This is a genomic window from Mycetocola sp. Y442 (assembly GCF_056898615.1).
The window spans coordinates 880,563-894,948 of sequence record NZ_JBXHBV010000003.1 but is presented as its reverse complement, the minus strand read 5'-3'; the positions used below and the strand labels follow the sequence as shown (position 1 = coordinate 894,948).

Here is a 14,386-nt window from a genome sequence, read left to right as displayed (position 1 = left end):
CCAGAAAAGGTCGAGTCAACGGGTATTTGGCATTTGACATTGTGCACGCTGTTGAGTTCTCAAGGATCGGATGCTCCCGCTTTTCACCCTTCCGGGCTGCTCCGCAGGGCAACTTCTCTACCCTACCACATGAATCAGCCGGTAAAACCGGCCGCTCCCCGTGACATCCAGCCAGGCTGGGCATCACAAGAGTCGCCGAATTTCTTCGGTTCTTCCTGGGTGGGTTTTATATCCTAAACCTCAAGACAACGACACTCAAGAGTGACGGAGTTGAGGTGAGGATTTGGTCCCGCATGAGGCCGGCGAGCTAAGCTCAGCCGCACCTTTGGGGTGACGAGTAGTTACTCTACGTTGGCTTTCGTCACTCCGGCAAATTGCACGTGCACGCCGGGCGTGTCGCCTCCGGTGCTCGTGCAACCATCACGAAACTAGTGAGGTGTTCGCCCCGCCGGATGCGCCCGGCATCGTCGATTCCCGCACGATCAATTCGGGCTGGAACACGATGTGCTCGCGCGTGAAATCATCCGGTGCCTCCGCCTCCCTCAGGAGAAGGTCGACCGCGGTCGACCCGATGAGGGCGCTCGGTTGCCTCACTGACGTGAGGGGCACCACCGCTGCGACAGCGAAGTCGATGTCGTCGTAGCCGACGATCGCGATGTCGTCCGGTACCGACAGTGTGCCGAGCATGCTGAGCGCCTGAAGGAGGCCCATCGCCACGAGATCGTTTGCGGCAAACAGGCCGTCCGGGCGCTCAGCGACCGACCGCTCCCGTACAGTTTCTCCGACTCTTCTGCCCTGGAGGACAGTGAGGGCGTCAGTTTCGATGTACTCGAGAGTGATCCCTTCCGTCTCTGCTGCGGCGTTGCGTGCGCCGGCGAGCCGATCGGCGACCTGGCGCAGGTGAGCAGGACCACCGACGACGGCGATCCGGCGTCGTCCCGTATCAATGAGGTGCCGCACCGCGAGATACCCGCCGGCGACGTCGTCGACGGCAACCGAAGAGAACCGTTCGTCGGTGGTCGGCCTGTCGACCAGAACAGCCGGGATGCCCCTGGTGTGCAGGCGGTCGAGCCTGTCGACACTGTCGCCGACCGGCGAGATGAGGACGCCGTGGACACGCTGCTTCTCGAAGAGGTCGAGGTATGCCGCTTCACGCTCGACGTTTTCGTCGCTATTGCCGAGGAGGACCGTGAGCCCGTCTTGGGCGGCACGGTCTTCGGCGCCTCGGGCGACATCGGTAAAGAACGGGTTCGAGACATCGAGCACAATCAGCCCGATGCTGAGACTACGTCCAGCCCTGAGTTGCCGTGCCGCGTCGTTGCGCACGAACCCCAGTTCGTCGATGGCTTTTCGTACCCGCTCGACAGTCTGGGGCGATACCTTGTCCGGCCGGTTGAGCACGTTGGAGACAGTCCCCACAGACACTCCCGCACGGTTCGCTACGTCACGAACGCTCATTCCCATAACGCAATCCTCCATGGCCGGTGATGCCAGCGTATAGGCGAACCCGTGGATCGCTGCGCGTCCGGCTGGCGTGATACAAAAGATCCGGTTGAATCATTTCATCCAATTCGCGTGTTGCAGGCCCCGTCGACCCGGCCGGACCCCCAGCGCGTGTACCGACCTCACTGATCAAAGGAGCTCACAGTGTCCACCGAGATCGAACGCGTCTGCTTCCTCATGAACCTCAAGCCCGAACGGGTGGATGACTACCTCGCGGCGCACGAGACGGTCTGGCCAGAGATGCTCGAGGCGCTGAGTGCGTGCGGCTGGCGCAACTATTCCCTGTTCCTCCGCAAGGAGGATGGACTCGTCGTCGGTTACCTCGAAACCGACAACTTTGATCGCGCCAGAGCCGAAATGGACAGGACCGAGGTCAACGAACGGTGGCAGGCAACCATGGCTGGTTACTTCGCGGAGGAGACCGCCCCCGACCGGACCATGCGAACACTGCAGGAGTATTTCCACCTGGCATGATCGCGCCTGGCGAGTGCGCGGGCGCAGCCCGGGGCATCCGTCTCGCCGTGGACGCAGAAGCTACACACGGAAGGCAAGCGGGCTATGCCGGCACCGCCCTTCTCTGATAACTTGGTGCTCTGAGCTGAAACGATTCAGCAACGTGTTCCCACACATGAAATTCAGTAAGGACGAAGAACAATGACGATCGACTCCACGGCACTTGCCACGCTGGAAAAACAGGCCATCGAACTCCCCTCGTGGGCGTTCGGCAACTCCGGCACCCGGTTTAAGGTCTTCGGCACCCCCGGCACCCCGCGCACGATCCAGGAGAAGCTCTCGGATGCCGCAAAGGTGAACGAGCTCACGGGACTCGCTCCCACGGTGGCGCTCCACATCCCTTGGGACAAGGTCGATGACTACGCCGCGCTTCGTGACTACGCGGCCAACCTCAACGTGTCGCTCGGCACCGTGAACTCGAACACATTCCAGGACGACATCTACAAGTTCGGCTCGCTCACCCACACCGACCGCGCTGTCCGCCAGAAAGCCATTGACCACCACTTCGAGTGCATCGACATCATGGGCGAGACCGGCTCTCAGGATCTCAAAATCTGGCTCGCGGACGGTACCAACTACCCGGGCCAGGGTGACATCCGCGGTCGTCAGGACCGGCTCGCCGAATCGCTGCAGAAGATCTACGACCGCCTCGGCGATGACCAGCGCCTCGTGCTCGAGTACAAGTTCTTCGAGCCGGCTTTCTACCACACCGATGTTCCCGACTGGGGAACGAGCTATGCCCAGGTCAGCGCCCTCGGCGACAAGGCCCTCGTCTGCCTCGACACCGGTCACCACGCTCCAGGCACCAACATCGAGTTCATCGTCGCCCAGCTGCTTCGCCTCGGCAAACTCGGCTCGTTCGACTTCAACTCGCGCTTCTACGCCGACGACGACCTCATCGTCGGTGCGGCCGACCCGTTCCAGCTGTTCCGGATCCTCTACGAGGTCGTTCGCGGAGGCGGGCTCGACGACGACTCACCCGTCGCGTTCATGCTCGACCAGTGCCACAACGTCGAGGACAAGATCCCCGGCCAGATCCGCAGCGTACTCAACGTTCAGGAGATGACGGCGCGTGCGCTGCTCGTCGACCGCGATGCCTTGCTTGCCGCGCAGAACGCAGGCGACGTACTCGGCGCGAATGGCATCCTCATGGATGCCTTCTATACGGATGTTCGTGGCGACCTGGCCGCGTGGCGCGAGTCCCGCGGTCTTCCGGCCGACCCGATGGCCGCATACGCGGCATCCGGTTACCAGGAGCAGATCGCCGCTGAGCGTGTCGGTGGCCAGCAGGCGGGCTGGGGGGCGTAAGCGTCCGGCGCCTGTTCGCGACGGGCCCAGGTACGGGGGCTTACTACCCGACCCGATCGAGAAACTGAAGTACGCGCCCGCTGAGAAGCTCCGCGGAATCGGGTTCATAGGACGGAAGACTGGAGTCCGCGAAGAGGTGCGCGTCGCCCGGATAGATAAAGAGTTCACCGTCGTCTGCCTGCTCGATGAGCGTGCGTGCGGCATCAATGTCGCCGGAGTCCACGAACTCGGGATCCCCCTCCGTCGCGTGGATCTGCACGGGGAGCGCAGCCGGCCAGACATCGCCGAACTCGGTGACGGGCAGACAAGCGGAGAAGAACAGTGCACCGCGCCCGCCCGGTCGCGATTGGGCGAGAAGCTGGGCCGGCATCACCCCGAGGGAGAAACCGGCGTAGACGAGGTCGCTCGGCAGGTCAGCGGCCGCCGCGCTCCCCCGTCGCAGAATCTGGGTGAAGCCAATCTCGCGGGCATGGTTCACGCCCTCCTCGAGGGTTTCAAACGTCCGCCCGTCGAACAGATCGGGGAGGTGAACCTCATTACCAGCCTGCCGGAGCAGTTCGGCAAATTCGCGGATGCCCTGGGTCAGGCCTTGCGCGTGATGGAACAGCAGAACCTCGGCCATAAGAATCCCTTTCGTCCGGTTACGCACGCGGTTGGCGTGCCGTCATGGATATCAACCTGCTCGAACCGCCGCCAGTGTCAGATGCCCCCGTACCTGCGCCTGGTGAGCCCGTTGAGGAGAGAAGCAAACACGAGCACGAGACCGAGCGCGAGCAGTTGCACCTGCACACCGTCGTTCCCCGGGAACGCGAGCAGGATTCCGGCGTTGAGCCACACGATGAGGACCGTTGCGAGAACGACTCCGGACACCCGTCCGATGCCGCCGGTGATCGCGACCCCGCCGAGGACGGCGATCGTGATCGCAGGCAGCGCCATACCGTTGCCGCTGGTACCGGCATCCGGACGCGCCGACGCAAACTGCGCGACGGTGACGATCCCGACGAGTCCGGAGATCACCCCCGAGAGCACATACACGGCGAAGCGGTTCGGGCGGACGTTGATGCCAGCCCACGATGCCGCCGTGTCGTTGGTGCCGAGGGCGTACACCCGGCGCCCAAAGGTCGTCTTGTTGAGCAGCACCCAGACCACGATGACGACCGGAATGAGGAAGGTGAAGATCCCCAGCGGAATCAACGGCACGTATGCCCCGATGAGCGGCAGCTCGACAGCCTTCGCTGCGGAATAGAAGGTCTGGATTTCGGTCGAGTTCACCGGCTTCTGGCCACTCCACACGAGCGCGATCGAACGGTAGGCATAGAACGTCGCAAGCGTGGCGATCAAAGGCGGAAAACCGATATACGACACCAGTGCCCCATTGATGCCACCGAGGATGCCACCGAGCACGACGGCGAACACCATCGCGACGATGAGGTTCCAGCCCCAGAGACCGTATGACATCCCGAACGCGATACCCGTCACCGAAACCATCGAACCGACGGACAGGTCGATGCCCCCGCGTCCGGAGAGGATGACCCCGAGCTGCGCGAGACCCAGCATGGCGAGGGGAACGGCGTTGATGAGCGATGCGGCGAGGTAGTCCGGGTTGTATGACCCGCTCAGCACGCCGACACCGTCGAGAACGGTCATCACGACGAGCACGACAACGATGAGGACAGCGAGCAGGACAATGCGCTGGGTGAGGAGCGCTTCGAGCGCACGCGCACCAATGCTTCGCCTGGATTCATCGGGCCTGGTGACCGGAGCCTCGGTCGTGACACTCATGCTTTCCTCCTCCGTGCCCGCTCGCGCAGCAGGTCCGTGCCGACGGCGACGATGATGAAGACCCCGACGAACAGGTTCGCGAGCTGTGAGGGCCAGCCCAGCTGGGTCACACCCGAGTTGACCGTCTGCACAAGAATCGCGCCGAGCAGCGTGCCGATCACCGAGCCGCGGCCACCGAGAATCGAGGTTCCCCCGATCACGACGGCGGCGATGACCGCGAGCTCACGACCGGTGCCGACGCCCTGGTCGAGCGTCGACGTGCCCGCTGCGATGAAGAAGCAGGCTCCGAGGCCGACCAGGGCACCGGTGATCGCGTACGCGAGCACGACGCGCGGCTGCACCTTCACCCCGGCGAGGCGAGCCGCGTTCGCATTTCCACCGATCGCGAAGAAGTGCCTGCCCCCTGCCGTGTTCCTCAAATACCACCACGCCACAAGCACGATGAGAATCGTGATCGCGAAGCTGTGCGGCACCCCGAGCGTCCGCCCGGACTCGCCCCGCCCGAAGACGTCGAGGGTGGACGGGATGTTGTTGACCGTCGATGACCCGAAGGTCCGCAGCGCGAAGAACTGGAAAATGTTCGCGGTTCCGAAGGTGATGATGATGGCGTGCACCCGGCCGTACGCAATCAGGGTGCCGTTGATGAGACCGAGCACCGTGCCGAGGACCATGCTCACGAGCACAGCGACGACGAGCGGAACGTTCACGTCGACGAGCAGCTTTGCGGTGACGACGGCGCAGAGCGCAATTGCCCCTCCCACCGACACATCGATGCCGGCGGTGATGATGATGAACGTCATCCCGACACCGATCAGGGCGATCGGCGCAACCGACACGAACAGCGGCTGGATCGACGACGCGCTCAGGAACGACGGAGTGAACACTCCGAGCAACGCCCAGAGCACGGCGATCACGCCAACGAGAACGAACTCCTGCCCGGTGACCGGTGGCGGCAGGATGCGACGGACCATCGCCTTCTCCGCTGGTCCGGTGGCGAGCGCCGTCATGACGTCTCCTCCCTGCCCGCTTCGCCGGCCGCAGCCGCCAGGATCTCGACCTGGGTGGCATCCGGGCTGAACTCCCGCGCGATCTCGCCGCTGCGGATCACCAGAATGCGGTCGGAGATCCGCAGGACCTCACCCAGGTCGCTCGTCACCACGAGTACCGCGGTCCCCTCGCTGGCCAGGTCGTCGATGATGCGGTGGATCTCTTCCTTGGCACCGACGTCGACGCCCTGGGTCGGCTCGACGAGTACGAGGAGCTCCGGTCGGCTGACGAGTTGTCGCGCGAGAACCACCTTCTGTGCGTTACCACCTGACATGGCGCTGATCGGCTGACGCTCGCTCGGCGTCTTCACCGCGAGCCTGGTGATGAAGTCCCGCGCGATGTCACGTTCGACACGTCGCTCGACCCACCCCCGCACCCGCGACAGCAGGTGAAGCTCTCCGATCGTGATGTTGAAGGCGATGCTCTGAAAAGAGAACGCCCCCTGAGCAGAGCGATCAGCGGGGAGCAGATGGATGCCACGCTTCCTCGCTGAGGACGGACGACTGATCACGACCGGCTCACCATTCACCAGCATCCGCCCCGCTGTCGGTCGCTGCATTCCGTAGATCGTGCTGGCGATCTCGCCGGCACCTGAACCAATGAGGCCGTACAGGCCGAGGATCTCACCCGACGGGACACTGAAGCTGACGTTCTCGAACGCATTCGCGAGGCTCAGTGCGTCGAGTTCGAGCACGACGGCACCGCGAGTCGCCTCACCATCGCCACGCGGCTCGGCGAGAACCCCTCCGACCATGAGTTCCGCAATTTGCCGGACCGTGAGGTCGGCGATCGGCCGGGTTGTGATCGTCTCACCGTCGCGCATGATGGTCACCACATCGGCGATGCGAAACAGCTCGTCGAGGCGATGGGAGATGTAGATGACGGCGACCCCCGTCGCGGTCAGCCTGCGGATCACGCCGAACAGCACGTCGATCTCAGCGTCGGTGAGGATCGCTGACGGCTCGTCGAGGATGAGCACCCTCGCGTCTCCGGCGAGCGCCTTCGCTATCGACACCTGCTGCTGCTGGGCGATGGACAGACTGCCGACGGGCTGGGTCGCGATGCCGACGCTGAGTCCCACTGTGTCGAGAAGCTGACCCATCTGGTCGGCCTGCCCGGCCCAGTCGACACGAATCCCCTTCGTGAGCTCGCGCCCCACAAAGACATTCTCGGCAACGCTGAGTTCCGGAAAGAGCTGCGGCTCCTGGTAGACCGTCTGCACACCGAGCCCGATGGCATCCGTCGTTGATGAAATCGTGACGGGACGACCATCGAATTCGAGTCGACCCGCATCGGCGCGTTCCGCTCCCGCCACGATCTTGATGAGCGTCGACTTGCCCGCGCCGTTCTCGCCGACGAGGGCGTGCACCGTGCCGGGTGCCACCGCGATGTCGGCGTTCCTGATGGCCCGAACGCCGCCGTAGCTCTTTGAGACGCCCGAAAGGGCGAGGCGCGGAAGCACGGCCGCCGGGGTATCGATATTGCCGGGCATGAGATCCCTCCCGGTCGGGACGGGCGACTCTCGTCGCGCCGTCCCGACCACCGCTTCTTGCTGTCAGTAGTCGAACTCGTCGACGTTCTCCGTCGTGATGGTGAGGGGAGGCCCGAGCAGAAGAACCTTCGACTCGGAGTCGTACTCCACCTCTGGCAGGTCATCGCTCACGTTGTTCGTCGCCTCGAGTTCGTTACCTTCGGCGAGCTGCAACCCGGTCCACGCGGTGAGGTAACCGAGTGCCTCGACGTCCCAGAGGATCGACGCACTCGATGAACCGTCTTCCAGGTACGGTTTCATCGACTGGGGGGTTCCGAGGCCGACCGTGAACACCTGGCCGACCTTGCCGGCATCCGACACCGCCTGGGCAACGCCGGGGGCGCTCGACGTGCATTCGCCGACCAGCCCGGTGAGATCCGGGTGAGCATTCATGAGGTCGGTTGCCATCGAGGTCGCCATAGCCTGGTCCTCACCGGCGTAGACGATGTCCACGATTTCGGCGTCAGGGTACTCTTCGGCGGTGTACTCCTCCTGCACCTCGATCCACGCGTTCAGGTTCGCCGCCGTCTCCCCGCACGACACGATGGCGTATTTGCCTGATCCGCCCATCGCGTCGAGCAGCGCATCGGTGAGGCCCTCGCCGATGCCCTCGACCGACGCCTGGTTCACGAACACCTCGCGCACCGAGCTCGGGGCGTCGGTATCGCTCGTCGCTACCTGGATGCCGGCATCAGCGGCCTCCTGCAGCAGCGGTGCCATGGAGTCAGGATCGTTGGGCGCGACGATGAGCGCGTCGACGCCCTGCTGGATGAACGAGCGAACGATGTCTGCCTGCGCCGCGGCATCCGCTGTTGTCGGTCCCTGATAGAGCCATTCGATGCCGAGCTCCTCCGCGGCCGCCTCGCCACCGGCGTTCATCGCTTCGAAGTAGGGAATGCCCTGCAGCTTCGGCACGAATGCAACGGTGACCTGCTCGTCGCCGCCGCCTCCGCCCGCGTCGCCACCACCCGCGTCGCCACGACTCGTGCATGCGGTCATGGCGAGCGCCGCGGTCAGCGCGAGCGCGCCGACCGCCAGTGTCTTCCTTCTCATCAACACAGTTGTGCCTCTTTCTTCTCTGAACCGGGCGACATCGCCCAGACGGTCGCGACACTGCCGCCGCGAGGTGTTTCTCCTGGTTCGTGTGAGCCGCCGGTCACGCCGGTACCTCCTCGGGAATTTCGCGTGCCGGGCCAGGCGCCGGCATCGCGACCACGGTGACGTCCACCCCGGCGCCCTGCCACGCCTCCCGGAACTCCGGACCCACTGCATCGTCGGTGTACAGCGCCGTGATGTGGTCCGGGTCCACAAACGCGTGCAGGCCGAAGCCGGAGGCCTTCGCCGCGGTGAACAGACCGACCACCGAATCGCACGAGCGCGCGAGCCCCCGCTTCGCCTCGCACTCCTCCGTCGACAGCTCGAGCAGGCCCAGGCTCCGCGACACGCTCGATGCTCCAAAAAAGCCCGTCTTCACCCGACCGCGCCCCTCGAGCACATCCGAGAACGCGCCGACGACCGATCGCGATGCGCGGCGCACCACTCCCCCTGGGAGGATGACCGTGGCATCCGTACGCTCCATCAGGAGACTGGCGAGGCGGATGCCGTTGGTCACGACGACCAGGCCGGTGCGGCCGGTCAGTTCGGTCGCGAGGTAATACGTCGTCGACGACGAGTCGATCGCGATGACATCGCCATCCTGCACCAGCGCCGCGGCCGCCCGCGCGATGGCGCGCTTGGCCCCGGCATTGGCACGCAGTCGGCTCTCGAAAGCGTCTTCCTCACGTGGGACCGTTGCGACGGCGCCCCCGCGGACGCGACGGAGGAGCGATCGCTGTTGGAGCAGGTCGAGATCCTTGCGCACGGTGACCGCTGAGACTCCGAGCCGCGTCGCGAGATCGTTGACCGTGACGCGTCCCTTGGCGAGGAGGTCATCGAGAATCGCCTCTTCACGCACGAAGTCGTATCGACTCATCGCTCCTCCGTTCGGCAAGTGACGAACTCTCAGCTTTGTCTCGAAAGATAGGCCGATCGTCAGTTCACGTCAAGAAACGAAATCAAAACGTTGCGGAACGCTTGCGTTGGGGTCCTGCCCTCGCAGGGGGAGCGCGCCCCGCGATAACGCCTGGCTGTAGCATTTCAGTCCAGACCGAGGAGCGGGAACATGGCAACAACATCGACCGTCGACGCGGAGTCCCGCCGGGAGCGCCTGCTCGGCATCCTCACCGCCGACGGAATCATCCGTCTCGACGAGGCAGCGGAAAGCCTCGGCGTCTCGGCGATGACCGTGCGACGCGACCTCGCCGACCTCGAGACCGAGGGCCGCCTTCGCCGGGTCCGCGGCGGCGCGGTGCCCTCCCTCAAACCGCGCTCCTTTGTTGACCGGATGTCGACGGGCGCCGAGGCGAAGCGCGTCATCGCCGACAAGGCGCTTGCATTGATGCCCGCGACCGGTGCTGTCGCATTCGATGCGTCGTCCACCGCGGGAACCGTACTCGCGCGCATGGAGGGATCGGGCGCTGACCTCACCGTTGCCACGAACTCGTACGAGAATTTCCAGAGTGCGCGGCGCCTCGGGGGGATGCCGCTGCTCATCGGCGGTGAGGCCGAGGAACGCACCGACAGCTTCGTGGGCCTGCTCGCATGCCAGGCGGCCGGTTCGCTGCACTACTCGCACTTCTTTACCTCGGCGGGCGCGGTCGACCCCGAACGCGGAACGAGTGAGGTCACCCTCGCGGAGGCGCAGGTCAAGCTCGCGTTCGTCGCGGCGGCGGACGAAACAGTCCTCCTCGTGGACTCCACCAAACTCGGCCAGCGTGCCCTCGCCCGCGCCCTGGACTGGGAGCGGGTGAGCCTCATGGTCACCGAACTCGATCCCGCCGACGCCAGGCTCGATCCGTACAGGAACCTCGTCGAACTCGCCTGACCGGGGGCGCCTCCTTGACCGACGCAACGGCCGGTGTTACTTTCTGTAAGAGTTAACATGAACGAACAACGGGAGACGCGCATGACGAACGAGACCGCAGCGGCACTGATCGCCCGGAGCAACCGGCTGGGCGCCGACCCGAAAAACACGAACTACGCCGGCGGCAACACATCGGCCAAGGGCGTCGACACCGACCCCGTGACCGGCGACGACGTCGAGCTGCTCTGGGTCAAGGGATCCGGCGGCGACCTCGGCACCCTCACCGAGTCGGGCCTCGCCGTGCTCCGCCTCGACCGCATGCGGGCGCTCACTCACGTCTACCCCGGCGTCGAGCGCGAAGACGAAATGGTCGCGGCCTTCGACTACACGCTCCACGGTAAGGGCGGCGCTGCCCCGTCGATCGACACCGCTATGCACGGCCTCGTCGACGCCGCTCACGTCGACCACCTGCACCCCGACTCCGGCATCGCGATCGCGACAGCAGCAGACGGCGAAGAGCTCACGAAGACCATCTTCGGAGACAAGGTCGTCTGGGTTCCCTGGCGCCGTCCCGGCTTCCAGCTCGGCCTCGACATCGCCGAGATCAAGGCGAAGAACCCGGATGCCATCGGCTGCATCCTCGGCGGACACGGCATCACCGCGTGGGGAGACACCAGCGACGAGTCCGAGAAGAACTCGCTCTGGATCATCAACACCGCCGCTGAGTACATCGCGACCCACTCGCGTCCCGAGCCATTCGGCCCCGAGCTCGACGGCTACGAAGCCCTCCCCCTCGCCGAGCGTCGCGCCAAGGCTGCAGCGCTCGCGCCGACCCTCCGTGGACTCGCCTCAACAGACAAGCCGCAGGTCGGCCACTTCACGGACCACGCTGTCGTCCTCGACTTCCTCGGCAGCGCCGAGCACCCGCGTCTCGCCGCGCTCGGAACGAGCTGCCCTGACCACTTCCTCCGCACCAAGGTGAAGCCGCTTGTCGTCGACCTGCCGGCATCCGCTTCGGTGGAAGAGACGATCGAGCGCCTGCAGGTCCTCCACGAGGAGTACCGCGCGGACTACCAGTCCTACTACGACCGCAACGCGACGGCCGACTCCCCCGCGATCCGTGGAGTTGACCCGCTCATCATTCTCGTTCCAGGGGTCGGCATGTTCAGCTACGGCGCGAACAAGCAGACCGCGCGCGTTGCGAGCGAGTTCTATCTCAACGCGATCAACGTGATGCGGGGCGCCGAGGGACTCTCGACCTACGCGCCGATCGACGAAGCCGAGAAGTTCCGCATCGAGTACTGGGCGCTCGAGGAGGCCAAGCTCCAGCGCATGCCGAAGCCGAAGCCGCTCGCGACCCGCATCGCTCTCGTCACGGGCGCGGCATCCGGAATCGGCAAGGCCATCGCCACCCGCCTCGCCGCCGAGGGTGCCTGCGTCGTGATCGCCGACCTGTCGCTCGAAAAGGCACAGGCCGCTGCCGCAGAAATCGGAAACACGGATGTCGCGATCGGCATCGCGGCGGATGTCTCGAACGAGCAGGCGGTCCAGGCCGCGATTGACGCCGCTGTTCTCGCGTTCGGCGGGCTCGACCTTGTCGTGAACAACGCCGGACTGTCGCTGTCGAAGTCGCTGCTCGAGACCACCGAGGCGGACTGGGACCTGCAGCACAACGTGATGGCCAAGGGATCGTTCCTCGTGTCGAAGGCCGCTGCCCGCGTGCTCATCGAGCAGAAGCTCGGTGGAGACATCATCTACATCTCGTCGAAGAACTCGGTCTTCGCCGGACCGAACAACATCGCGTACTCGGCGACCAAGGCCGACCAGGCGCACCAGGTGCGACTGCTCGCGGCCGAACTCGGTGAGTACGGCGTGAAGGTGAACGGCATCAACCCCGACGGCGTCGTGCGCGGTTCGGGAATCTTCGCCTCGGGCTGGGGTGCCAATCGTGCGAAGACCTACGGCATCGAAGAGGAGGACCTCGGCAAGTTCTACGCCCAGCGCACCATTCTCAAGCGCGAGGTTGTCCCGGAGAACGTCGCCAACGCCGTGTTCGTGCTCTGCACGAGCGACCTGTCGCACACCACGGGCCTGCACATTCCGGTCGACGCCGGTGTTGCCGCCGCATTCCTGCGATGAGCGGGCTCGGGCGCGGGCGCGGGCGCGGCGAGAACATCACTTCCGGTCGAGAACATCGCGCGCAACTGATGTGCTCGGCCGGAACTGATGCGTTCGGCGGCACGGCAACCGAGGTGGTCGCGTGAGCGGCACCGGGGCGGCTGGCACGGTCCCGGCTGGCGCGGTCGGCACCGTCGGCACCGTCGGCACGGTCGCGGCCGTCGACCTCGGCGCGACGAGTGGCCGGGTCATGCTCGGCCACGTCGGGCCGAACGAGCTGAGGCTCGAGCCCGTGGCGCGCTTTGCGAACGGCCCGGTCGAGATCGACGGCGGGCTGCGCTGGAACATCACTGGCCTCTACGAATCGGTGCTCACCGGGCTCACCGAGGCCGCGACGCGTGCCCCGAATCTGGCGTCGATCGGCATCGACTCATGGGCCGTCGACTATGGCCTGCTCTCGGGCGGGCACCTGCTCGCCGAGCCGTTCCACTACCGCGACGGTCGCACCGAGCGTGGCGTCGAAGCGGTGCACGCGAAGGTTCCGTTCAGCGAGTTGTACGCCGAGAACGGCCTGCAGTTCCTCGCGTTCAACACGCTCTACCAGTTCGCCGCCGATGGCGATCGGCTCAACGACGCCGACACCGCGCTGCTGATCCCCGACCTGCTCGCGCACTGGCTCACCGGCGCCCGCGTCTCGGAGTCCACCAACGCGTCGACGACCGGGCTCCTCACCGTCGACGGCGAGTGGAACGAGGCACTGATGAGCCGGCTCGGCCTGCCGCGCCGGCTGTTCGCCCCACTCGTTTTCCCCGGCGACCGCATCGGTACGCTCCTGCCGCAGATCGCCGAGCGGACCGGGCTCTCACCGAGCGTGCCCGTGACCGCGGTCGGATCGCACGACACGGCATCCGCTGTTGTGGGTGTTCCGATGACGACGGGCGATGCCGCCTATATTTCGTGCGGCACCTGGGGTCTCGTCGGTCTCGAACTCGACTCACCGGTGCTCACCGAGTCGAGCCGGGAGGCCAACTTCACGAACGAGGGTGGAGTCGACGGGCGGGTGCGGTTCCTGCACAACGTCATGGGGCTGTGGCTGCTGAGCGAGTCGGTGCGCACCTGGGAGCGGGAGTCCGGAGCGCCCATCGACCTGCCGACCCTGCTCGGCCAGGCAGCTGCGGTGTCCGGACCCGTGCCGGTATTCGACGCGAACGACGCACGGCTGATGCCGCCGGGTGATATGCCCGCGCGCATCGCCGAGCTGCTGCGCGAGACCGGTCAGCCGGTCCCGCAGTCACAGGCTGAGTTCACCCGCTCGATTCTCGAGAGCCTCGCGGATGCCTTCGCGCACGCGGTGCAGACGGCGTCACGTCTCGCGGGCACGCACGTTTCGGTGATCCACATCGTCGGCGGCGGCTCGCTCAACACGTTGCTGTGCCAGCTGACAGCGGATCGGGCCGGGCTTCCGGTGCTCGCCGGCCCGGTGGAGGCGACGGCGATCGGGAACGTGCTCGTTCAGGCGCGCGCGGTCGGACTTATTGAGGGCGACCTCGAGTCGCTGCGTGCGCGAGTGGCGGCGTCGTTCGAGCCCGTTCGGTTCGAGCCGCGCGCCCGCCCGCACGGCTGACGCGGGCTCAGGCTCGGCGGCGCCGAAGCCGCACCCCGCCCACCGCTGCACTTCCATG

Annotated in this window: 12 protein-coding genes; 5 read left to right on the top strand and 7 right to left on the bottom strand. The window is 65.6% G+C overall.

The window, feature by feature from the left end:
- Positions 1–420 precede the first annotated feature (420 nt).
- Entirely contained in the window at positions 421–1,464 is a 1,044-nt protein-coding gene (locus tag AC1X6S_RS15805) for a LacI family DNA-binding transcriptional regulator (protein ID WP_483406699.1), read from the bottom strand.
- A 183-nt stretch (positions 1,465–1,647) separates the two neighbouring features.
- Between AC1X6S_RS15805 and AC1X6S_RS15800 the strand changes: the two genes are divergently transcribed.
- Together AC1X6S_RS15800 and rhaI are read left to right on the top strand one after the other, a co-directional pair.
- Positions 1,648–1,977: an L-rhamnose mutarotase gene (locus AC1X6S_RS15800; RefSeq protein ID WP_483406698.1), complete on the top strand. Its 330-nt coding sequence runs from the start codon at positions 1,648–1,650 to the stop codon at positions 1,975–1,977.
- A 180-nt stretch (positions 1,978–2,157) separates the two neighbouring features.
- Entirely contained in the window at positions 2,158–3,324 is a 1,167-nt protein-coding gene (gene rhaI, locus AC1X6S_RS15795) for an L-rhamnose isomerase (protein ID WP_483406697.1), read from the top strand.
- Between the two features lie 43 nt (positions 3,325–3,367).
- Here rhaI and AC1X6S_RS15790 read toward each other — a convergent pair whose 3' ends face one another.
- The 6 genes from AC1X6S_RS15790 to AC1X6S_RS15765 form a co-directional block, all read right to left on the bottom strand.
- Positions 3,368–3,946 carry a dienelactone hydrolase family protein gene (locus AC1X6S_RS15790; protein ID WP_483406696.1) on the bottom strand — a complete coding sequence of 193 codons (579 nt, stop codon included), beginning with the start codon at positions 3,944–3,946 and terminating at the stop codon, positions 3,368–3,370.
- 77 nt (positions 3,947–4,023) lie between these two features.
- Positions 4,024–5,106 carry an ABC transporter permease gene (locus AC1X6S_RS15785; protein ID WP_483406695.1) on the bottom strand — a complete coding sequence of 361 codons (1,083 nt, stop codon included), beginning with the start codon at positions 5,104–5,106 and terminating at the stop codon, positions 4,024–4,026.
- A complete protein-coding gene (locus AC1X6S_RS15780; protein ID WP_483406694.1) occupies positions 5,103–6,113 on the bottom strand; it encodes an ABC transporter permease in 1,011 nt (336 codons plus the stop codon). The genes AC1X6S_RS15785 and AC1X6S_RS15780 overlap by 4 nt, the downstream gene beginning before the upstream one ends.
- Positions 6,110–7,645, bottom strand: a complete 1,536-nt coding sequence (locus AC1X6S_RS15775; RefSeq protein WP_483406693.1) for a sugar ABC transporter ATP-binding protein — start codon at positions 7,643–7,645, stop codon at positions 6,110–6,112. The genes AC1X6S_RS15780 and AC1X6S_RS15775 overlap by 4 nt, the downstream gene beginning before the upstream one ends.
- Positions 7,646–7,708: 63 nt before the next feature.
- Entirely contained in the window at positions 7,709–8,737 is a 1,029-nt protein-coding gene (locus tag AC1X6S_RS15770; protein ID WP_483406692.1) for an autoinducer 2 ABC transporter substrate-binding protein, read from the bottom strand.
- Positions 8,738–8,840: 103 nt separating this feature from the next.
- Positions 8,841–9,656 carry a DeoR/GlpR family DNA-binding transcription regulator gene (locus tag AC1X6S_RS15765; RefSeq protein WP_483406691.1) on the bottom strand — a complete coding sequence of 272 codons (816 nt, stop codon included), beginning with the start codon at positions 9,654–9,656 and terminating at the stop codon, positions 8,841–8,843.
- Positions 9,657–9,845: 189 nt separating this feature from the next.
- Here AC1X6S_RS15765 and AC1X6S_RS15760 point away from each other — a divergent pair, with 189 nt between their 5' ends.
- The 3 genes from AC1X6S_RS15760 to AC1X6S_RS15750 all read left to right on the top strand — a co-directional run bounded on the left by AC1X6S_RS15760 (position 9,846) and on the right by AC1X6S_RS15750 (position 14,328).
- On the top strand, positions 9,846–10,607 hold the full coding sequence (locus AC1X6S_RS15760; RefSeq protein ID WP_483406690.1) for a DeoR/GlpR family DNA-binding transcription regulator: 762 nt from the start codon (positions 9,846–9,848) through the stop codon (positions 10,605–10,607).
- Between the two features lie 81 nt (positions 10,608–10,688).
- On the top strand, positions 10,689–12,725 hold the full coding sequence (locus AC1X6S_RS15755) for a bifunctional aldolase/short-chain dehydrogenase (protein WP_483406689.1): 2,037 nt from the start codon (positions 10,689–10,691) through the stop codon (positions 12,723–12,725).
- 121 nt (positions 12,726–12,846) lie between these two features.
- Positions 12,847–14,328, top strand: coding sequence for a rhamnulokinase (locus tag AC1X6S_RS15750; RefSeq protein WP_483406688.1), 1,482 nt, complete (start codon positions 12,847–12,849; stop codon positions 14,326–14,328).
- The last annotated feature ends 58 nt before the right edge of the window (positions 14,329–14,386 follow it).